Below are 21,731 nucleotides of genomic sequence, written 5' to 3'. Positions count from 1 at the left end.
GCGTCAGCACTCCCACTCGACACGGCTGAACAGGTAACCCTTGCCCCACACGGTCTTGATCTTGCGCGCCTCGCCGGCACTGTCGTCGAACTTGCGGCGCAGCTTGGAAATGGCCACGTCCACCGAGCGGTCGGTGCCGTTGAACTCGATACCGCGCAGTTGCTGGAGGATACGGTCACGGCTGAGCACCACACCGGCATTGCGGGCCAGCACCACCAGCAGGTTGTATTCACCGCTGGACAGTTCCACTTCCTCGCCGCGCCAGCTGACCAGCCGCTCGGCGAGGTCGATGCGCAGGCCACCGATGAGGATCTGGTGGTTGTCCAGGCGCGGTTCGTTGACGCTGCTGCGGCGCAGCAAGGTGCGCACGCGGGCCAGCAATACCCGTGGTTCACAGGGCTTGGTCACGTAGTCATCGGCGCCCATCTCCAGGCCCAGCACCTGGTCGTGGCTGTCGTCGCGGGCAGTCAGCATCAGGATCGGCAGGCTCTGTGATTCCTGGCGCAGCAGGCGGCACAGTTGCAGGCCATCGATGCCGGGGAGCATCAGGTCGAGAATCACCAGGTCGGGGTTGTCTTGCCGAAAAGCATCCAGCACGTGGTCGCCACGGGCGATCACCCGGACATGGAAATCGTTGCGTTGCAGGTAGCTGGCGATCAGCTCGGACAGCGCACTGTCGTCTTCGACCAGGAGAATGTTGGGCATAGAAGTTTGCTTGTGTAGGAGCGGATTTATCCGCGATAAGGCCAGCACTGGTCTATGCAGAATATAGAAACCCACAAATTGGTAGGACTGTTCTTAACACTTTTTCACACAGGTCCTACAGGTGTTAACAGCCGTCCGAGGAACGGTTGCCTTAGGATAGGCACGGTCATCATCGGAAGATCCGCATGCCTATTACCCTCCCCCCGCGCCTGCGCCCCTTGGCGCTCGTGGCGCTGCTTGCCCTGCCCCTGGCCGGTTGCGACGACGCGGCCGAGCAGGACGAAAAACAACCCGTACCCCAGGTCCGGGTCGAGACCCTGCAACTTCAGCCCCTGGCCATCAGCACCGAGCTGAGCGGGCGCATCCTCGCCCCGCGCACGGCAGAAGTGCGCGCGCGCGTCGCGGGCGTGGTGCTCAAGCGGGTGTACCGCGAAGGCAGCGACGTCAAGCAGGGCGATGTGCTGTTCCTCATCGACCCGGCGCCGTTCAAGGCCGACCACGACAGCGCCCGTGCGACCCTGGCCAAGGCCGAGGCCACGCTCTACCAGGCGCGCCTGCAAGCGCAGCGCTACCGCCAGCTGGTCGACGACAAGGCAGTCAGCCGCCAGGAATACGACAACGCCCACGCCGCCTTCCTCCAGGCCGACGCGGCGGTTGCCGAAGCCAAGGCGGCGCTGGAGCGCGCCCGCCTGAACCTGGGTTATGCCACGGTCACCGCGCCGATCTCCGGGCGCATCGGCCGTGCCCTGGTCACCGAAGGCGCCCTGGTCGGCCAGAACGAGAGCACGCCGCTGGCGACCATCCAGCAACTGGACCCGATCCACGCCGACGTCACCCAGTCGACCCGCGAACTCAACGCCTTGCGCCGCGCCTTGCGCGCGGGTGAACTGCAGCAGGCCGGCGATGGTCAGGCCCGCGCCACGCTGATCCAGGACGATGGCAGCGCCTACCCGCTGCCGGGCAAGCTGCTGTTCTCCGACATCAGTGTCGACCCGAGCACCAACCAGATCACCCTGCGCAGCGAATTCCCCAACCCGGACCTCGACCTGCTGCCGGGCAGCTACGTGCGCGTGCGCCTGGAGCAGGCGGTGCAGCCCAAGGGCCTGAGCGTGCCACAGCGCGCCATTCTGCGTGACAGCGCCGGGGTGCCGAAGGTGCTGGTGGTCGATGCCCAGTCGCGCATCAGCGAACGCCAGGTGGTGCTGGGCAACGCCCAGGGTGATCGCTGGCGGGTCACCGAGGGCCTGGCGCCGGGCGAGCGGGTGGTGGTCGAAGGCCTGCAGCACGTCAAGGCGGGCGACCAGGTCCAGGTCGACCCCGGCGCCCAGTCCATCGTCCAGCACACCGGCCAGTGAGGGCCTGATCCATGCCGCAGTTCTTCATCGACCGCCCGATCTTCGCCTGGGTGGTCGCGCTGTTCATCCTGCTTGCCGGCGCCCTGGCCATCCCCCAGCTGCCGGTGGCGCAGTACCCCAACGTGGCGCCCCCGCAGGTGGAAATCTACGCCGTGTACCCGGGCGCCTCGGCGGCAACCCTGGACGAAAGCGTGGTCAGCCTGATCGAGCAGGAGCTCAACGGCGCCGACAACCTGCTGTACTTCTCGTCGCAAAGCAGCCTGGGCAGCGCCACCATCACCGCCACCTTCGAGCCCGGCACCCACCCCGACCTGGCCCAGGTCGATGTGCAGAACCGCCTCAAGGTGGTCGAGTCGCGCCTGCCGCGCCAGGTGACCCAGCAAGGCCTGCAGGTGGAGAAGGTGTCCACCGGTTTCCTGCTGCTCGGCACCCTCACCTCGGAGGACGGCAGCCTCGATGAAACCGCCTTGTCCGACATCCTCGCGCGCAACGTGATGAACGAAATCCGCCGCCTCAAGGGCGTCGGCAAGGCGCAGTTGTACGGTTCCGAGCGCGCCATGCGCATCTGGATCGACCCGCAGAAGCTGATCGGCTTCAACCTCACCCCCAATGACGTGGCCGAGGCCATTGCCGCGCAGAACGCCCAGGTCGCCCCCGGCAGCATCGGCGACCTGCCCGCCCGCGGCAGCCAGGAAATCACCGCCAACGTGGTGGTCAGGGGCCAGCTGAGCACGCCCGAGGAATTCGCCGCCATCGTCCTGCGGGCCAACCAGGACGGCTCCAGTGTCACCGTCGGCGATGTCGCCCGGGTCGAGATCGGCGCCCAGGAGTACCAGTACGGCACCCGCCTGAACGGCAAGCCGGCCACCGCCTTCAGCGTGCAGCTGGCACCGGGTGCCAACGCCATGGAAACCGCCACCCTGGTGCGGGCGAAGATGAAAGAGCTGTCGCGCTACTTCCCCGAAGGGGTCAAGTACGACATCCCCTACGACACCTCGCCGTTCGTCAAGGTGTCGATCCAGCAAGTCATCAACACCCTGTTCGAAGCCATGCTGCTGGTGTTCGCGGTGATGTTCCTGTTCCTGCAGAACCTGCGCTATACGCTGATCCCGACCCTGGTGGTGCCGGTGGCGCTGATGGGCACCTTCGCCGTGATGCTGGCCATGGGCTTCTCGGTCAACGTGCTGACCCTGTTCGGCATGGTGCTGGCCATCGGCATCCTGGTCGACGACGCCATCGTGGTGGTGGAGAACGTCGAGCGGATCATGGCCGAGGAAGGCCTGCCGCCCAGGGAGGCCACGCGCAAGGCCATGGGCCAGATCAGTGGCGCCATCGTCGGTATCACCCTGGTGCTGGTGGCGGTGTTCCTGCCGATGGCCTTCATGAAAGGCTCGGTGGGGGTGATCTACCAGCAGTTCTCGCTGTCGATGGCGGTGTCGATCCTGTTCTCGGCCTTCCTCGCCCTGAGCCTGACCCCGGCCCTGTGCGCCACCCTGCTCAAACCGCTGGCCAAGGGCGAGCACCATGAGCGCAAAGGCTTCTTCGGCTGGTTCAACCGCCGCTTCGACAGCATGAGCAACGGTTACCAGCGCTGGGTGCTGCAAGCGCTCAAGCGCAGTGGCCGCTACCTGCTGGTGTATGGCGTGCTGCTGGCCGTGCTGGGTTATGGTTTCAGCCAGTTGCCCACGGCGTTCCTGCCCACTGAAGACCAGGGCTACACCATCACCGATATCCAGCTGCCGCCGGGCGCCAGCCGCATGCGCACCGAGCAGGTTGCTGCCCAGATCGAGGCGCACAACGCCGACGAGCCGGGTGTGGGCAACACCACGCTGATCCTCGGCTTCAGCTTTTCGGGCAGTGGCCAGAACGCCGCGCTGGCCTTCACCACGCTCAAGGACTGGTCCGAACGTGGCGCCGACGACAGCGCCCAGTCGATCGCCGACCGGGCAACCCTGGCCTTTACCCAGCTCAAGGACGCCGTGGCCTATTCGGTGCTGCCACCGCCGATCGACGGCCTGGGCGAATCGACGGGCTTCGAATTGCGCCTGCAGGACCGTGGCGGCATGGGCCATGAGGCGCTGATGGCTGCCCGAGACGAACTGCTGGCCGGGGCACACAAGAGCAAGGTGCTGGCCAACGTGCGCGAGTCGTCGCTGGCCGAAAGCCCGCAGGTGCAGCTGGAAATCGACCGCCGCCAGGCCAACGCTCTGGGCGTGTCGTTCGCCGACATCGGCTCGGTACTGGACGTTGCCGTCGGCTCCAGCTACGTCAACGACTTCCCCAACCAGGGCCGCATGCAGCGGGTGGTGGTGCAGGCCGAGGGTGACCAGCGCAGCCAGGTGGAAGACTTGCTGAAGATCCACGTACGCAACAACAGCGGCAAGATGGTGCCCCTGGGCGCGTTCGTCCAGGCCAAGTGGGTCAGCGGCCCGGTGCAGCTGACCCGCTACAACGGCTACCCGGCGGTGGCGATTTCCGGTGAACCGGCGGCGGGCTACAGCTCGGGTGAAGCCATGGCCGAAATCGAGCGCCTGGTCGCCCAACTGCCGGCCGGTACGGGCCTTGAGTGGACCGGCCTGTCGCTGCAGGAACGTCTGTCTGGCAGCCAGGCCCCGCTGCTGATGGCGTTGTCGTTGCTGGTGGTGTTCCTGTGCCTGGCGGCACTGTACGAAAGCTGGTCGATCCCCACCGCCGTGCTGCTGGTGGTACCGCTTGGCGTGCTCGGCGCAGTGCTGGCGGTGACCCTGCGTGGTATGCCCAACGATGTGTTCTTCAAGGTCGGCCTGATCACCCTGATCGGCTTGTCGGCGAAGAACGCCATCCTCATCATCGAGTTCGCCAAGCACCTGGTCGACCAGGGCGTGGACGCCGCTGAGGCCGCCGTGCAGGCCGCCCGCCTGCGTCTGCGGCCGATCATCATGACCTCGCTGGCGTTCATCCTCGGCGTGGTGCCGCTGGCCATTGCCACGGGCGCCAGCTCGGCGAGCCAGCAGGCCATCGGTACCGGGGTGATAGGCGGGATGCTCAGCGCCACGTTGGCCGTGGTGTTCGTGCCGGTGTTCTTCGTGGTGGTGATGCGGTTGGCGGGGCGCAGCCGCGCCCAGGCCGATCAGGCGCAGGCCAGCGAAGCCTGACTGGACAAGCCGGGCGTTGAATGAGAGGGTTCCGGGCATTGACTGCCCGGAACCCTTTTTCATGCCTGATGCCCTGCCCCCCTGCTCTGTCCTGATCCTCGCCGGTGGCCGCGGCCAGCGCATGGGCGGGCGTGACAAAGGCCTGCTGGAGTGGCGCGGTGAGCCTTTGATCGCGCATGTGCACCGTACCGTGCGGCCACTCACTGATGACCTGGTGATTTCCTGCAATCGTAACCAGCAGATGTATGCCGCTTATGCCGACCAACTGGTGGGCGATGCTGAGGTGGACTTCCCCGGGCCGCTGGCCGGGGTGATTACTGGGCTGAAAGTGGCGAAGCATGACTGGGTGGTGGTGCTGGCCTGTGATGCGCCGCTGGTTGACCGGGATCTGCTCGATGCGCTGCGGCAAGTGGCGGTGACCAGCGGCAATGCCGCAATGGTGCGCCAGGGCGGCTATTGGCAGCCGATGTTCAGTGTCTTGCCGCGCACCGTGTTGACGGTGCTGGAACAGGCCTGGGCGGCGGGTGAGCGGAGCTTGCAGAAGGCTTTGCTGCGGGAGGCGGTGCGGGGGGTTGAGTGTGCCGAGGATGATCGCAGGTTGAGTAATTTCAATAGTCCGGATTTGCTGAAAAGCTGAGTTCTTTACCGCTCGTACCGGCCTATTCGCGGGTAAACCCGCGAATAGGCCGGTACAGGCGATACATCAATTGGCAGTCAGTTCCTCGATACTGATCTCGCGCATCCTGAACTTCTGCACCTTGCCGGTCACCGTCATCGGGAACTCGTCGACGAAGCGGAAATACCGGGGCACCTTGAAATGCGCGATCCGCGCCCTAGCCCACTCGCGCAGCTCGTCCGCGCTCGCGCTGTGCCCCGGATGCAGCCGCACCCAGGCGACGATCTCTTCGCCATACTTGCTGCACGGCACGCCGATCACCTGCACGTCGGCCACCGCCGGGTGGGTGAAGAAGAACTCTTCCAGCTCCCGCGGGTAGATGTTCTCGCCGCCGCGAATGATCATGTCCTTGCTGCGCCCGACAATGCGCACGTAGCCCTGCTCATCCATCACCGCCAGGTCGCCGGTATGCATCCAGCCGTCACCGTCGATGCTCTCGGCCGTGGCCTTGGGGTTGTTCCAGTAGCCCAGCATCACGCTGTAGCCACGGGTGCACAGCTCGCCGATTTCGCCACGTGGCACGGTATTGCCGTCGACATCCACCACTTTGCTCTCCAGCCGGGGCTGGGTGCGGCCGACACTGGTCACACGGCGCTCCAGGTCATCGTCGGGGCCGGTCTGCAGCGACACCGGGCTGGTCTCGGTCATGCCGTAGGCGATCTGCACCTCGGCCATGTGCATCTCGCCGATCACCCGGCGCATCACCTCGATCGGGCAGGTGGCGCCGGCCATGATCCCGGTGCGCAGGCTCGACAGGTCGAAGTCGCCGCGCTGCGGGTGGTCCAGCTCGGCGATGAACATGGTCGGCACGCCATACAGCGCCGTGGCCTTTTCCTCGGCCACGGCGCGCAGGGTGGCCAGCGGGTCGAAGGCATCATTGGGGTAGATCAGCGTGCTGCCGTGGGTCATGCAGCCGAGGTTGGCCATGACCATGCCGAAGCAGTGGTACAGGGGCACCGGTACCACCAGCCGGTCGTGTTCGGTCAGGCCCAGGCTTTCGCCAACCATGTAGCCGTTGTTGAGGATGTTGCTGTGGCTGAGCGTGGCCCCCTTGGGGAAGCCGGTGGTGCCGGAGGTGTACTGGATGTTGATCGGGTCGTCGCAGTGCAGTTGCGCCTGGCGCTCGGCCAGGGCCTCACGGCTCACGGACCCGGCACGGGCCTGCAGGTCGTGCCAGGCAAGGAAGCCAGGCGGTGGTGAGACAGCCAGGCTGACCACCCCGCGCAAGTCGGGAAAGCGCTCGCAGACCAGGGCGCCGGGTTGGCCGGCCGCCAACCCCGGGATCAGCCCCAGCAGCATGGCGTGGTAATCGGAGGTCTTGAAGGCGTCGGCGCAGATCACCCAGCGGCAGCCGGACTGGCCGAGGGCGTAGTCCAGCTCGCTGGAGCGATAGGCCGGGTTGATGTTGACCAGGATCGCGCCGACCTTGGCGCTGGCGAACTGGGTGATGCACCATTCGGCGCAGTTGGGCGCCCAGATGCCTAAGCGGTCGCCGGGTTGCACGCCCAGGGCCATGAGGGCACGGGCGTGCTGGTCGACGGCGTCGGCCAGCTGCTGCCAGGTGTAGCGCAGGGCCTGGTGGCGGACCACCAGCGCTTCGCGCTCGGGGAAGCGGGCGACGGTGCTGTCGAAGGCGTCGCCGATGCATTGGGTAAGCAGGGATTTGTCCTGATTGCCCTGGGAATAGCTTGGCTGGGGCATGGGCGCACTCTTGTTGTTCTTGTGTTGTCTGGACTGGCCCTATCGCGGATGAATCCGCTCCTACAGGATCACCGTTGACCTGTAGGAGCGGATTCATCCGCGATGAAGCCAACACCGGCTTAGCGGATGAACACCTGCGGCGTGGTGGTGGACATGTCACCGCCCGGCAGCTTGATGTTCTTCACCTTCTCCAGGGTGTCCGGGTTGAACACCGCCAGGTCGTTGAAGGTACCGCCCAGGTAAAGCTTGTCGCCCTTCTTGTCGAAGGTCACGCAGTAATAAGTGTGCTCCAGGTTAGCCGCCTTGATCAGCTTGCGCTGCTTGATGTCGTACTTGGCCAGGCGGTTGAGCACGCCGTAGATCTGGTTCGGATCCTTCGGCGAACGCAGGCCGGTGAAGTACAGCTCGGTGAGGTCGGCGAATTCCTGGGTGTGGGTCTTGCCGGTCTTGAGGTCGACGCTCAGGTAGCCGTACAGCAGCTCGGCCTCGTTCGGGTCCTGCTTGGCATCCTTGAACTTGGCAATGGTATAGAGCATCGAGAACTCATGGCGCGGGCTCTGGTGCGGCCAGAAGTACAGCACGTCCGGGGCGCTGTAGCCCTTGCGGTTCCAGTTGCGCAGCGGCAAGGCCACGGTGTACTTGCCGGTCTTCACGTCCATCTTGTAAATGTCCGGCCCGGCGACGAACAGGCTGCCATCGTCGGCGGCGCGCATCAGGTAGACCTGGCGCGGCATCGGGAAGGTACGCACCGGCTTGGCCTCCAGGCCATCAGCAGTGCTGTACACCTCCAGGCGCGGCGGCTTGACCACGTAGTGGTCATTCAGGCGCTGGGTCGGGTTGACCGTGGCGTACACCTCTTTGCCGTCGGGGCTCAGGGCGAACGAGTACATCGACTTGCCGACTTCGCCCGGCACGCTGGACAGATTGGCGTGGAAGGTGGTCTTGCAGGTGTCCAGGTCGATGCCATAGATGTCGGCATAGTGGTTGTTGAGCACGTAGGCGGTGCGGTTGTCCGGCGCCATCATCGCGGTGCCTGGGCCGAACTTGTCGGGCATCTGGCAGCTCTTGTACAGCGTGTCGCTGGCCACGTCGATGACGTGCAGGTTGTTCGGGTAGTTGGTGGTGATCAGGTATTCCTGGCCAGCCTTGAGGGCCGGCCCGGCATCATCGGCCTGTACCGCCCAGGCGCAGGCCGTGGCGGCGATGGTCAGCGCGAGTTGCGCGCAGCGTCCAGCTTTCATGCGGTTTCCCCTTGTCATTCTTGTTGGGCCGGTCACTTGTCTTTCGGGAACACGGTGCCGAGGTTGCGCCAGTCTTCCTGGGAGTTGTTCGCCTGGGCGTTCCAGTCCTGGTAGGTGCTCATCATGTCCGGCACCTGGGCCGGCCACCAGCAAGGGTCGGAGCAGCCATAGAGGTCGGCCTCCATCGGCTGGCACAGCGAGCTGACGCCGCCAAAGGCGTCTACTTCCCAACCCGGGTCGGTGGTGGCCGTGCAGCCGGCCACCGCGCTCATGGCCATGACTTCTTCGACGCGGTCTTCGGCGGCGGCCTGTTCGAGGATGCGCGCCTTGTTGTTCAGGGGCTTCAAGTGCTTCATGTCAGTGCGCCTTCCGCGGGGTGATGTAGCGGTCGATGAAGGCCGGGTTGGCGGCCATGATGCGGCTGTAGACCTCGATGCCGAAGTCGACCCAGTCGCGCATCAGCTCGCAGTAGTGATAGGTCGGATGCTGCGGGTCGCCGTAGCGGGCGTAGCTCTCGTGGTAGCAGCCGCCGGAGCACAGGTTGCGGATGCGGCAGCTGTCGCAGCCGGTGTTGCTGCGGTCCAGGCGCTGCGACAGGAAGTCGTTGAGCTGCGCCTGCTTCACGCCCTGGTGCACGTTGCCGAAGGTCGGCAGGCTGGAGCCGGTGAAGCGGTGGCACAGGTTCAGCTCGCCCTCGTGGTCCACCGCCAGCATTTTCAGCCCGGCACCGCACGGCAGGGCCTTCTTGTGGCCTTCGTGGATGTCGGTGATCAGCTGGTGCAGGTTGGAGAAGCCGATGTTGCGGTGCTCCAGCGCCGCCTCCAGGTACTTGCGCCCAAGCGCCTTCATGTTGGCGAACACCTGCACCAGTTCTTCGCCGGTGAGGTTGAAGTCGGCCATGTCGCCGGAGGTGACCGGGGCAAAGCCGACTTCGGCGAAGCCCATTTCGTTGAACAGGTGGTTCCAGATGGTCTCGACGTCGGTGATGCCACGGGTCAGGGTGACCCGCGCGCCCACCGGGCGGCTGGTGTAGCGCGACAGCAGCAGGTCGGCCTTGCGCCGCACCACGTCATAGGTGCCCTGCCCGCCCACGGTGATGCGGTTGCGGTCGTGCACGGTCTTCGGGCCGTCGATGCTGATCGACAGGCCGAAGCGGTGGGCGTTGAGCCAGTCGATGATCTCTTCGGTGAGCAGGGTCGCGTTGGTGGTCATGATGAACTCCACCTGCTTGCCGGCTTCGGCGAAGCGCCGCTCGCAGTAGGCGACCATGTGCTCGATCAGCGGCCGGTTGGACAGCGGCTCGCCGCCGAAGAACACCACGCTGTAGCGCTCCTCGTTGGGCGACTCCTTGAGCAGCATCTCCACCGAGGCTTCGGCAGTGGCGGTGCTCATCTTCTTGCCGGCGGACGGTTTGTCCAGGTCTTCCTTGTAGCAGTAGGTGCAGCTGAGGTTGCAACCGGTGTTGACGTTCAGCACCACGGTGTTCAGCGCCGTGCGCTCGACCTGCTTTAGGGCGATTTCCGGGGTCAGCGGCGAGCCGTCGCTGACCAGTTCCAGCGCGATCAGTTCGCGCAGGGTGTCCTGGATATCGTCGCCGGCAAACTGCTGGCCAAGGCGCTGCATCAGCTCCTCGGCCGAGCAGCCTTGCTGGCGCAGGGTGTCGATGATACCGCCGGTCACCGCGTCGGCGGTGAACAGCGAACTGCTGGGGATGTGGAACAGCATGCGGTCGGCATCGACCTGCACTTCGTGCAGGTTGCGTTCGACCAGGTTCAGTAGCGCGCCCATGGCGACCTCCCGGTAATCGATCCGTTGGAAAACCCGTTACGCCCTGCCCTTACGGCAAAGGCGGGTTGTTCCAGCGCTGGACGGTGACGATCATGTGGCCTTCGCCGCTCTGGCCGCCGTCAGCCAGCGTGGCGATGACCTTCAGGTTGCCGGCGTTGTTGGTCATCATTTTGCGTGCCGGGTTCGGGCCGGCACCGCCTGGCACGAACACCCCGTCGGCCTGCATCTGGCCGGCGAACTTGACGTCCTCATCCTCGACCGCACGCTCGTTGAACGGCTCGACCTTCCAGCTGGCCGGCAGGTAGCCGATGCGCAATGGCTGGCCGCTGGCGTCCTTGCCCCAGGCTTCGGCTTCGAAGCGCCCCTGGACCTTTGGCACCGAAGCACCGTTCTCGCCGATACGGGCGATGGAGAATGCCGGCACCACCTTCACTTCCTCGACCTTGTCGTAGACCGCCAGGTTGACGCCCTTGAGCTCACCCACGGCCACGTCGCGCTGGCCAGGCTTGGCGTCGGCCGCAGCGCGGGCCTTCACCCGCACCAGGGTCGGGGTCTGTTCCAGCACCTCGGTCACCTCCACGCCAGCCCCCAGGTCAGGCTTGCCGGTGAGGCCAGTACCGACCAGGGTGATCTCGCTTTCAGCACCGGCCTTGATGAACGCTGGCTGCACGGCCAGCAGACGGGCCTTGCCTTCTTTTGCAGCCGTGAAGTCCAGGCCGCGCTCGTCGTGATCGGCCTCGAACATGCGGCCTTTCATTTCGCCATCCAGCGCAGCGAAGACCTGGCGCAGGTTGCTGTCGCCGACCTTCACATTGCCGCGCCATTCATAACCGTTGTAGAGCATCGCCGTGCCGCTGCCATTGAACGGCGTGCCGTCGGCATAACTGCCTTTGACCTCGACCTTGAAGGTGTCACCCTGGTCGGCAACCACCGTCATCACCCCACGCACATCGCCCTTGGCCAGCATGTGGCCGCTGAACGCCCACTGCCCTGGCAGTGCGTCGGCGGTCGGCTTGGCCTTCTGCCAGGCCGCCCAGGCCGGGCTGTCCAGCGGGAAGCGCTTGGCCAGGTCCGGTACCACTTGCTTGAGGGCGATTTCCAGCCAGTCGCGGTCACGCGCCTGGGCCTGGTATTCGAGGGATGGCCATTGGCCGAGGTGGAAGTTGACCAGATGTTCCCATTCCTGCGCCGGGCGCCGCTGCAGGGCGACACGGGCACCGGAGTGGCAACGGCCACAGGTTTCGCTGAGCTGGGTGTCGAAGTGTTCGACGGTGTTGAGCCGGCGCTCCATGGCGTAGCGCACGCCATCGGTCTCGCTCGGCGCCAGGCCCTGCTTGTCGGCCAGGTACTTGACCAGGGTACGACGATCGTCGTCGCTGATCTGCAGGCCATGCATGACCTGCATGCGGGCGATGCTCATCAGCCAGCCTTCCGGGGTCTTGCGCTGGTGGCTGATGCGGCTGTAGGTATCGTTGCCCTCGGGGATATGGCACCCCATGCACTTGTTCTGCAACAGGCTCGGGCCCTGCTCGGCCGCCATGGCCTGGGTGCCCAGCAGTGCGGCGGCGACCAGCGCCAGTTTGCCCGCATGCCGCCGGAGTCGAGTCGTCTTCAAGGTCAGACCTCCACGGTTGTTGTTCTTATCGTTCTCGCACGCTTTGGTACAGCAGGTGTGCATGTGACGGTTGTGATACAGAAACTGTGCCAAGTGCTGTAAAGGCGTTGTATTTCAGGCTTTTAGCTCCTCAGTTCAGCTATGTGGCCCTGCTGGCCACGTGGCCGGAGCGTGCCATTTCGCGACAAGGTGTTTCATCCTGAGACAGGGCCTGCTGCGCAGGCCATCGCAGGCAAGCCAGTGCCCACAGAAACCGCGCAGAGCCCGCGTTCAACGCTGTCGCTGTGGGAGCGGGTTTACCCGCGAAGAGGCCATCACAGCCACTGTTTCATCACCGTCTCACACCGTCTCAATGTGCAACAGCGCAGCCCTGCAATCCCAACCTTGCATCACGGCAAAACCCAGGCAGTTCAGCACCTTGCAGCCATCGGCCGACCTTGGCACGGCCATTGCGCCTACACCGGTCACATCCAATGACAAGAGGCACAGCCCCATGCTTTCCGAACTGCCCATCCTGCCCGCCACCCGCGCCTTCCTCGAGCGCAAGCTGAAGATGCGCATCGGTGCCGACTGGCAGGACGCCGCCAGTGGTCGCACCCTGGCGTTCCGCAACCCGGCAACCGGCGAAATCCTCGGTGAAGTGCCCGCCGCCGAGCAGGAAGACGTCGACCGCGCCGTGCGCGCCGCGCGCCAGGCCTTCGACGACTCGCCATGGAGCCGTGTGCGCCCGCGCGAGCGGCAGAACCTGCTGTGGCGCCTGGCCGACCTGATGGAGCGCGACGCGCAGCAGCTGGCCGAGCTGGAATGCCTGAACAATGGCAAGAGCGCCGCCGTGGCCAAGGTCATGGACGTGCAGCTGGCCATCGACTTCCTGCGCTACATGGCCGGCTGGGCCACCAAGATCGAGGGTAGCACCGTCGAAGCGTCCATGCCGTTGATGCCCAACGACCAGTTCCATGGCTTCGTGCGCCGCGAAGCCGTGGGTGTGGTCGGCGCCATCGTCGCCTGGAACTTCCCGCTGCTGCTGGCCTGCTGGAAACTCGGCCCGGCCCTGGCCAGCGGCTGCACCGTGGTGCTCAAGCCGGCCGACGAAACCCCGTTGACCGCGCTCAAGCTGGCTGAACTGGTAGACGAGGCAGGCTACCCGGCCGGGGTGTTCAACGTGATCACCGGCACCGGCCTGAACGCCGGCGCCGCGCTGAGCCGCCATCCAGGCGTGGACAAGCTGACCTTCACCGGCTCCACCGAGGTGGGCAAGCTGATCGGCAAGGCGGCCATGGACAACATGACCCGTGTCACCCTGGAGCTCGGCGGCAAGTCGCCGACCATCGTCATGCCCGACGCCAACCTGCAGGAAGCCGCCGCCGGCGCTGCCACGGCGATCTTCTTCAACCAGGGCCAGGTGTGCTGCGCCGGTTCGCGCCTGTACGTGCACCGCAAGCACTTCGACAACGTGGTGGCCGACATCGCCGGCATCGCCAATGGCATGAAGCTCGGCAGCGGCCTGGACCCGGCGGTGCAGATGGGGCCGCTGATCTCGGCCAAGCAGCAGGACCGGGTCACCGGCTACATCGAGCTGGGCCGCGAGCTGGGCGCGACCATCGCCTGTGGCGGTGAAGGGTTCGGCCCGGGTTACTTCGTCAAGCCGACCGTGATCGTCGACGTCGACCAGCGCCATCGCCTGGTGCAGGAAGAGATCTTCGGGCCGGTGCTGGTGGCGATGCCGTTCGACGACATCGACGAAGTGGTCGCCATGGCCAACGACAACCCTTACGGCCTGGGCGCGAGCATCTGGTCCAACGACCTGGGCGCGGTGCACCGGATGATTCCGCGGATCAAGTCGGGGTCGGTGTGGGTCAACTGCCACAGCGCCCTGGACCCGGCGCTGCCGTTCGGCGGTTACAAGATGTCCGGTGTCGGGCGTGAGATGGGGGCTTCGGCCATCGAGCATTACACCGAGCTCAAGTCGGTGCTGATCAAGCTCTGATAGCCACCCTGGGGCTGCTTTGCAGCCCCAGGTTTTCAGCTGTAACCCTGGTCTGTCAGCCAGCGCATCAACATCTTCAGATGTTCTGCCGACAGGCCCGCCATGGCTTGCACGGAAGACCGACCAGCCAGCAACTCACGCACTACCGGCGCCAGCTCGATCCCCTGCAAATGCCAAACCCCCAGCGGCTGATCCGCCGTCACCACCACCTCGGCCTCGTCCACCCAGCCATCCCGCAACACCGGCCGCCGCGCCACCCGCACCGCCGCCCAGTCCGCCGCCAGATGCAACGGCTGCGCATCCGGCCAAGCCCGACGCCGTTCCCAGAATGGCTGACCTGCGCGCTCAAGCTCCTGCCCATAGAAATCCCGCCCGATGCGGGCAAAGCGCAGAAACAGCTGCTCGATCCGCTGCTGATGAAACTGCTTCGCCAGTGCCGCACGCTCGGGCCGACGCAGCAAGGTGTTGATCACCACCGGCGCCTGCAGCGCCGATGACAACGACTGGAAAATCCCGTTCCCCGACAGTGGGTCAACCGCCATCGCCGCATCGCCCACCCGCACCCAGTCATCCCCCACGCAGTCGCCGGCGAGGATCGCCGTGCTGCTGCGGGCATGCACCTGCGCAGGTTCCAGCGCTCGCGCATCGAACAACTCGGCCACCAGCGCAGAAGCCCGTCGGCGTGCGGCGCAATATTCTGGCAGCGCCGCCTTGCCCGGCAGCCCCTCGGCGTCCAGGGTCACCTGCCAGTAGCAGCGCCCGTCGGCCAGCCTGGCCATCCAGGCCCAGCCATCGTCCAGGCTTTCCACGGCCGACGCAGGTGTGCCTGGCTCAGCCTGCCAGAGGTTGAGCAGGCTGACCGTTTCCGGGCCGCGCAAACGGTCGGCCGCCAACGGCGCCTGACGGCCACGCGCCTCGACCAAGAAGTCGCTCTGCAGCAGCTGCCCGTTATCCAGCCGAACCTGATAGCCCTCTGTGCGCGCAACCTCCCGCACACGCCCTTCCACCAACCTCACCCCTGCGCGAAGCAAGTCATCGCGCAACGCCCGATCGAAGCGCTGGCGGTCAAGCAGGTATTCCTGATTGAGTTGCAAGTGCTGGCCATTCCAGCGCACCTGGCGTGCCGCTGGTACCGCGGCCTCGGCCAGGGCGCCGCCCAGGCCGGCATGGCGCAGCCCTTCCAGCACCCGCTGCGAAACCCCTTCCACGGCAGCAAAGCGCCGCCAATCGGAGACCACCGTCACCGGGTAGCCCAGCCGGCGCAGGCCAAGCGCGGTAGCCGCACCGGCAGGCCCGGCGCCCAGCACCAGAATACGTGGTTCAGGCATCCGCCACTCCTCGTCGCTCCGGCCCGCGGTAAGCCGCATGAGCCTGTAGCCAGGCGTAGACTTCTTTCCGGTCCAGGCCGGGCTGCTGCTGCAACAATGTCGCAATCCGCCCGCTCACCGCCGCACACCCCAGACTTGCACCGGCCCGGCCGCCCTCACCCACATGGCCACCAAAGTCGGCCTGGGCGCTGCCGAGCCACGACCACTGCCCCGGCGCGCAGCGAGCGTCGCCGGTGATGCGGATAACCCCCGGATACGCAGCCGGGTACACCGCACTGCCCTGCGCCGGGCTGGACGCGCACAGCAGCACACCGGCCTGCTGCACTTCAGCACAGGCCTGGCGCAACACTGCCCGGTCCTGCAGCAGGCCAAGGCTGAGATTGATCAGCGTCACGCCCTGCTCCGCCAGCCAGAACAACCCGGCAGCGACCTGCAGGGCGCTGGTGCTGCCTTGCTCGGTGAAGACCTGAGCCAGCAATAGCGGCAATGCGCCAGCCTCGGCTTGCAGGCTGGCCAGCACGGCGCTGCCATGGCCGAGCCGGTCAGGTTGCAACTCACCGTCGCACAGCACGCCCTCGTCCAGCCAGAAGCGTCGGGCAGCGACCAGCGCCTGCGCTGGCGCACAACCACTGTCGATCACGCCGACCTTGAGTTCAGCGGCCATGCCTGATCGCCTCCTGAGGCAGTACGTGCAGCTGCCCACCTTGCAGATGCAGGTGCAGGTCGGCATCGGCCAGGGTCGAGGCGCGGTGGCTGATAAGGATACGCGTGCGCCCGGCGAACAGTTCGTCGATGGCGGCAATCACTTCGCGCTCGGTGGCTTCGTCGACCGCCGAGGTAGCCTCGTCGAGGACCAGGATCGAAGGCGCCTGCAACACCGCCCGCGCGATGGCGATACGCTGTTTCTGGCCGCCGGAAAGCTGCTGGCCACGCTCGCCGAGCAGCCCGTCCAGGCCCAGCGGCAGGCTTTCGACCAGGCTGTCGAGGTGGGCCAGCCGCACCACCCGCTCCAGATCCCCACGGCTGGCCTGCGGCGCGCCATAGGCCAGGTTCTGCGCCAGGGTGCCGCGAAACAGCACGATGTCCTGGCTGACCACGGCGATGCGCTGGCGCACGGCGGCCAGGTCGAGTTCGCGCAGGTCGGCGCCGTCCAGCAGGATGCGCCCGGTATCCGGGTCGTAAAAGCGCTGCAGCAGGTCGATCAGGGTCGACTTGCCGACGCCGGAGGCACCGCTGATGGCGACTTTCAGGCCACCGGCGATACAGGCATCGACCTGCGCCAGCACCGCGCCCTGGCGCCCGTCATGGGCAAAGCTCACGCCTTCCAGGCGCAGCTCGCCCGGCCCTTCCGGCATGGGCCTGGGCGAGTCGGCCTCACGCACGGCCACAGCTTCCTGCTTCAGCTCCATTACCCGGCCCAGGCTCACCGCCATGCGCTGCACCGCCACGTACAGGCCCAACAGGCTCTGCACCGGGCCGACCGCCATGCCCATGTAGGTGGAAAACGCGATCAGCGCGCCGAGCTGCCAGGTGCCCTGGATCACCCACCAACCACCGACCAGGAACGCGCAGGCGCGGCACCACGAGGTCAAGGTGCCGGGAATTGCCTGGGTAAAGAATTCAGTGACCTGCACCTTGAGCAGTTGGCGCATGTAGCCCTGCCCCAGCTGGTCCAGGCGCCCGGCTTCGCGGCCTTGCTGGCCGGCGGCCTGAATGAACTTCATCGCCGGCAGGGTCTCGACCAGGAACGACGACACGTCCGCCGAGCGCTCGCGCAAGCTGCGCACCTCGCGCTCGACCTTGCGCCGCATCCAGCGCAGCCACAGCACTTCGATCGGGATCAGCAGTGCCAGCAGCAGCGACAGTTGCCAGGACAGCATCAGCATCAGCGCCACCGCGCCCACCAGGCCGATCACCGCCGACACCGCCGAGAACAGCGAATCCACGGCAAAACGCTGGATCTCGGCGACATCGCCGTCGAGCCGCGAGAGGATGTCGCCGGTACGTCGGCGCCCGTAGAATGTCGGCGACAGCTGCTGCAGATGGCGATACAGGTCATCGCGCAGGGCGAACAGGATGCGCCCTGACAGGCGTGTGTGCAGGTAGCGGTTGACGCCCGCCAGCACCGTGCCCAGCAGGCCGGCGCCGATCATGATCGCCGCCATGTGCCAGAGGGTCTGGTAATCCTTGGCCAGCAGACCTTCGTCGATCAGCGTCTTGACCAGCCAGGGTTGCACCAGGGCCAGCAGCGAGGCGCCGAAGGACAAGCCCAACAGCACGCCGATGGCCCGTTGATGGGGGCGGACGAAACCATACAGCCAGGCCAGGGCCTGGCGCATGAGCAGCGGGTTGCTGGATTCCACCAGCCTGGCGAACAGGTTACCCATGTCAGCCGCGCAACTGCTTGAGCTTGCGGTACAGCGTCGCACGGCTGATGCCCAGCGCTTCGGCGGCGGCCGAGACATTGCCCTGGTGGCGCGCCAGGGCGCCACGGATCAGCTCCAGTTCGTTGTCCTTGAGGCTGCCGGAGGGCGTCGTGCCACTGGCCAGTTCTTCCAGCAGGCAATCGGTCAGGTGATCGAGGGTCAGCACCTGCTCGCCGTCCTCGCGCATGGCCAGGGCGGTGCGCACGACCATTTCCAGCTGGCGGATGTTGCCCGGCCAGTCGAAGCCTTCGAGCAACGCCGCCAGGGCCGGGTCGAGGCTTACGCCCTTGGCCCCGGACTTGTCCAGCAAGCCCTCGATGATGCTCGCCAGGTCATCGCGCTCGCGCAGCGCCGGCAGGCGCAGCGACACGCCGTTGACCCGGTAGTACAGGTCTTCGCGAAAGTGCTGTTCCTGTACCAGGCGCTTGAGGTCGCGGTGGGTGGCGCAGATCAACGCCACGTCGATGTCCTGCTCGTCGCCCGCGCCCAGCGGTGCCACCCGGCGCTCCTGCAGCACGCGCAACAGCCGCGCCTGCAGGGCCAGCGGCATGTCACCGATCTCGTCGAGGAACAGCGTGCCGCCATGGGCCTGCATCAGCCGCCCGACCATGCCGCCCCGGCGCGAGCCGGTGAAGGCGCCCTCGCGGTAGCCGAACAGTTCGGACTCGATCAGCCCCTCGGGAATCGCCGCGCAGTTGACCGCCACGAACGGCTTGTCGGCCCGCGGGCTGGCCTGGTGCAGGGCACGGGCCACGACTTCCTTGCCGGTACCGGTCTCGCCCAGCAGCAACACCGGCAAACCGTTGCCCAGGCCCTGGCGGGCCATGCGCAGGTTGCGCGCCAGCCGCGCATCAGCGCCGGCCAGGGCATCCAGCGCGGGTGCCTTGTTGGCCGCTGCCGGCCGGGCCTGCGCCGCAATGCCATTGAGCGGGCTGTGCCGCGGCAGCTGCAGCGCCCGGAAGAAGAACTCGCCCTTGGCCGTTTGCACACTGCTCACACCGCCCTGCCACAGGCGGGCGATGAAGGCCGGTGAACGCTCACCCAGCAGGTCGCTGCTGCGGCGCCCGATCAGGCCCTGGCGCGGCAGCTGGAGCAATTGGCAGGCGTTGTCGTTGGCGGCCAGCACCTCGCCGTCCAGGCTCAGGGCCAGCAGGCCGTGCCAGGCACTGTTGAGGTATTGCGGGCGGCTGTGGAAGGCCAGCACCAACTGCTCGGGGTGGCACAGGCCGAATAGCCTGCTCTCGATATTGCCAGCCGCCAGCATCAGCATGCTCAGGCTGTCCTGTGGCTGGGCCATGACCCCTTCGCGGGTGATGTCGAGCACGCCGATCACTTCGCCGCGCGGGTCGCGCAGCGGTACCGAGGTGCAGGAGAACGGGCTCAGGCGGTCCAGGTAGTGCTCGCCGCAGTTGATCAGCGTCGGCCGGCCTTCGACCACGGCGGTGCCGATGGCGTTGGTGCCGCGCAACGATTCGCTCCAGCAGCTGCCGGGGTGCAGGTCGCGCAGGCCTTCGCGCTCGAGCACATGCTTCTGCCCTTCGATGGCCAGCACGTTGGCCTGGGCATCGCCGAGGATGATGATGCCGGCCTTGCCCTGGCGCGAGACCAGGTAGTCCAGCTCGGGGGTGACCGCGTCCACCAGCAGCCGGTTGCGTTCCAGCAGCGTGCGCAGGTCATGGCCCTGCTCCAGGCCCAGGCCGACCTGCTCGCCTTGCAGGCAATCCAGGCCATGGCCGAGGCTGCGGCGCCAGGAGGCGTCGATTTCGTCGCGCAGCATGCCCAGCGGCAGCTCGCCTTCGCTGGCCAGGCGCATGCGTGCCTGGCGGGATTCGTGCAGCGGGTCTTGGGCGTTTGTTATGGGAAATTGTCGCGCCATTAGTTGCTCCAGCTGTGGCCCTGGGTCAGGGCTTCGGGCTTGGTATTTTTTCCGCAGTGTGCGGGAGAATTTGGTGGGCGTCGAGGTGCATGCCTTGAGCGGTGTAGCGCCTGGGAGATCGAGCGCCGCCCGCGCGGCGCATCGCAGGCAAGCCTGCTCCTACATCTGTTTCGGGCCAGTGAATCCTGCGGCACAGGCGCGCGTACCCCTTGGCGTATGGCTCGATATCGCGTCGTACAAGCAAGGGACCGCGCGCCAATGGATGCAGGAGATACTGGCCCGAAACAGATGTAGGAGCAGGCTTGCCTGCGATGCGCCGCGCGGGCGGCGCTCGATCTCCCAGGCGCCACACCTCTCAAGACATACTCTCCCAGCCCCACCGCTGCCCCCAATCCTGGGGAACACCGCCCACCAAAAAGCGTGTCAAAAGCATCGGCCAACACCTCTGAAACCCAAGCCCCACAAGGCCTGCAGCCCAATGTGAAAAAATTGGCACGGCTGTTGCCGTAGTCCTCCCAGACGCCCCAAGTCCATGGGCCCGTTAGCAGGAGGAACCGACTCATGCTCCGACCGATACCCAACACGCTGGCAGTGGCGATCGTCGCCGGCCTGTTCCAGCTCCCGGCGCAGGCAGCGCTGTATGCCGTCGACACTGGGCCCTACACACCTGAAAACGGTCACTACGCCGCCTGGTACCAGGACACCCATGGCCGCACCCTCGACCTGTGCCTGTCCAAGGCAGTGAGTTCACGCGTTGCCGGCGCCCCCGGTGCACCGTCGTACATGTGTACCCTGTTGCCTGCGCCCGGCATTTTCGACGACACCCAACCGTTGGTCTTCCCGACCAACTGGCCGGATGAATCCTTCTGGTTCACCGCCGATGCCGCCATCACCGATGCCGCCCGCGGGGTTACGCTGAACTACGGCACCGCCATCGAGGCAGCGTTCGGCGGCGGTGATCCGGCCGAAAACGACCAGATCAGTTTTGCCCGTGTGCGCATCCGCGTCGACGTTCCCGCAGCCGGTACCTACGTGGTCACCCACCCCTACGGCGTCGAAGTGTTCGATGTACCCGCCGCCGGGCGCCGGGCGATCAACATGACCCGCGACATCGGCATCGGCTCCGCCGGCACCTTTACCGGCGCACTGAAGGGTGATGTCGGGCCGTTCCTGCGCAGCGTCAACGGCCCCTACACCGAAGGCAGCGAGAAATTCATCGGCGACCCCAACCTCAACGAGCGCGTCACCGGCAGCCCGTTCAACACCAACTTCGTGCGCATCGAAGGCCCTAACGGCATCGACCTGCGGACCGACCTGTTCGCCGTTTCCGGCAAGCTCTCCGAAGTGGTCCGGCCAACGCCGTTGATCCCCCTGCGCAGCACTTATTCGCGGCACACCGAGAACGGTGACCTGCGTGCACAGCAGGACATGTTCGTGCTGGCCCCACCGCCACCTGGCAGCGCCACCCTGACCAGCCAGACCCCCAACCTGCCGCTGACCGAAGCCAACGGTACCGGCACCTGGTATGCCCAGTCGGCGCTCAACCCGGCGCTGCCGGCCAGTCTGCTGATCAGCGCCGACAACAGCGTGGCCATTCCCACCAGCAGCGTGACCACCGCCAGCCTGCCGCTCACCGACCTGGTGACCATCACCAGTGCCGAGTACAGCCTGGCCAACGCCACCCTGACCGTGATCGCCACCAGTAGCGACGAAACCAACCCGCCGGCCATGACTGCACGTACCGGCAACGGCACCTTCATCGGCAACTTCACCGGCGACGGCGCACAGAAGAGCCTGGTCGCCAACCTGTCGCCGATCCCGCCGGCCAAGGTGCAGGTCTCCAGCGCCAATGGCGGCAGCGACATCGAAGACGTGGTGCTGGTGCCATGAACAGACAAA

The 21,731-nt window shown here is 66.2% G+C and carries 15 protein-coding genes; 5 read left to right on the top strand and 10 right to left on the bottom strand.

All coding sequences use genetic code 11. From position 1 onward, the window contains the following. Nucleotides 1-3: 3 nt before the first annotated feature. Nucleotides 4-705: a response regulator transcription factor gene (locus ACIPZ8_RS25615; protein WP_060507321.1), complete on the bottom strand. Its 702-nt coding sequence runs from the start codon at nt 703-705 to the stop codon at nt 4-6. Between the two features lie 185 nt (nt 706-890). Between ACIPZ8_RS25615 and ACIPZ8_RS25610 the strand changes: the two genes are divergently transcribed. The 3 genes from ACIPZ8_RS25610 to mobA all read left to right on the top strand — a co-directional run bounded on the left by ACIPZ8_RS25610 (nt 891) and on the right by mobA (nt 5,831). Next, the gene (locus ACIPZ8_RS25610; protein WP_400729283.1) at nt 891-2,060 is read left to right on the top strand and encodes an efflux RND transporter periplasmic adaptor subunit; all 1,170 of its coding nucleotides are present in this window, start codon (nt 891-893) and stop codon (nt 2,058-2,060) included. 11 nt (nt 2,061-2,071) lie between these two features. Then, nucleotides 2,072-5,194 (top strand): multidrug efflux RND transporter permease subunit, encoded by a 3,123-nt coding sequence (locus ACIPZ8_RS25605; RefSeq protein WP_400729281.1) that lies wholly within the window; start codon nt 2,072-2,074, stop codon nt 5,192-5,194. Nucleotides 5,195-5,255: 61 nt separating this feature from the next. Then, a complete protein-coding gene (mobA, locus tag ACIPZ8_RS25600; protein WP_400729278.1) occupies nt 5,256-5,831 on the top strand; it encodes a molybdenum cofactor guanylyltransferase MobA in 576 nt (191 codons plus the stop codon). Between the two features lie 66 nt (nt 5,832-5,897). Here mobA and ACIPZ8_RS25595 read toward each other — a convergent pair whose 3' ends face one another. The 5 genes from ACIPZ8_RS25595 to peaA form a co-directional block, all read right to left on the bottom strand. After that, nucleotides 5,898-7,571, bottom strand: coding sequence for a fatty acid CoA ligase family protein (locus tag ACIPZ8_RS25595; protein WP_400729275.1), 1,674 nt, complete (start codon nt 7,569-7,571; stop codon nt 5,898-5,900). 119 nt (nt 7,572-7,690) lie between these two features. Next, on the bottom strand, nt 7,691-8,812 hold the full coding sequence (gene peaD, locus ACIPZ8_RS25590) for a quinohemoprotein amine dehydrogenase subunit beta (protein WP_400729273.1): 1,122 nt from the start codon (nt 8,810-8,812) through the stop codon (nt 7,691-7,693). A 32-nt stretch (nt 8,813-8,844) separates the two neighbouring features. Continuing rightward, nucleotides 8,845-9,168, bottom strand: coding sequence for a quinohemoprotein amine dehydrogenase subunit gamma (gene qhpC, locus ACIPZ8_RS25585; protein ID WP_027916687.1), 324 nt, complete (start codon nt 9,166-9,168; stop codon nt 8,845-8,847). A 1-nt stretch (nt 9,169) separates the two neighbouring features. Then, nucleotides 9,170-10,600: a quinohemoprotein amine dehydrogenase maturation protein gene (gene peaB, locus ACIPZ8_RS25580; RefSeq protein WP_294338378.1), complete on the bottom strand. Its 1,431-nt coding sequence runs from the start codon at nt 10,598-10,600 to the stop codon at nt 9,170-9,172. Nucleotides 10,601-10,649: 49 nt separating this feature from the next. Continuing rightward, nucleotides 10,650-12,215, bottom strand: coding sequence for a quinohemoprotein amine dehydrogenase subunit alpha (peaA, locus tag ACIPZ8_RS25575; protein ID WP_400729268.1), 1,566 nt, complete (start codon nt 12,213-12,215; stop codon nt 10,650-10,652). Nucleotides 12,216-12,708: 493 nt separating this feature from the next. Between peaA and ACIPZ8_RS25570 the strand changes: the two genes are divergently transcribed. Further along, on the top strand, nt 12,709-14,202 hold the full coding sequence (locus tag ACIPZ8_RS25570; RefSeq protein ID WP_400729266.1) for an aldehyde dehydrogenase family protein: 1,494 nt from the start codon (nt 12,709-12,711) through the stop codon (nt 14,200-14,202). 35 nt (nt 14,203-14,237) lie between these two features. Here the strand turns inward: ACIPZ8_RS25570 and ACIPZ8_RS25565 are convergent, their stop codons facing one another. The 4 genes from ACIPZ8_RS25565 to ACIPZ8_RS25550 are packed head-to-tail and all read right to left on the bottom strand — an operon-like array spanning nt 14,238 to nt 19,832. Continuing rightward, on the bottom strand, nt 14,238-15,530 hold the full coding sequence (locus ACIPZ8_RS25565) for an NAD(P)/FAD-dependent oxidoreductase (protein WP_400729263.1): 1,293 nt from the start codon (nt 15,528-15,530) through the stop codon (nt 14,238-14,240). Next, on the bottom strand, nt 15,523-16,194 hold the full coding sequence (locus tag ACIPZ8_RS25560) for a S8 family serine peptidase (RefSeq protein ID WP_400729260.1): 672 nt from the start codon (nt 16,192-16,194) through the stop codon (nt 15,523-15,525). Before ACIPZ8_RS25560 ends, ACIPZ8_RS25565 begins: the two co-directional genes overlap by 8 nt. After that, nucleotides 16,184-17,917: an ABC transporter ATP-binding protein gene (locus ACIPZ8_RS25555; protein ID WP_400729258.1), complete on the bottom strand. Its 1,734-nt coding sequence runs from the start codon at nt 17,915-17,917 to the stop codon at nt 16,184-16,186. Before ACIPZ8_RS25555 ends, ACIPZ8_RS25560 begins: the two co-directional genes overlap by 11 nt. A gap of 1 nt (nt 17,918) precedes the next feature. After that, nucleotides 17,919-19,832, bottom strand: a complete 1,914-nt coding sequence (locus ACIPZ8_RS25550; RefSeq protein WP_400729255.1) for a sigma-54-dependent Fis family transcriptional regulator — start codon at nt 19,830-19,832, stop codon at nt 17,919-17,921. A 561-nt stretch (nt 19,833-20,393) separates the two neighbouring features. Here ACIPZ8_RS25550 and ACIPZ8_RS25545 point away from each other — a divergent pair. After that, complete coding sequence (locus ACIPZ8_RS25545; protein WP_400729252.1) at nt 20,394-21,722, top strand: hypothetical protein; 1,329 nt, start codon at nt 20,394-20,396, stop codon at nt 21,720-21,722. Nucleotides 21,723-21,731: the final 9 nt, after the last annotated feature.

It is taken from the genome of Pseudomonas sp. NPDC089422, from assembly GCF_044749405.1.
Taxonomy (GTDB): Bacteria; Pseudomonadota; Gammaproteobacteria; order Pseudomonadales; family Pseudomonadaceae; genus Aquipseudomonas.
The sequence above is the reverse complement of the archived record's forward strand: the minus strand, read 5'-3'. Positions and strand labels throughout refer to the sequence as shown.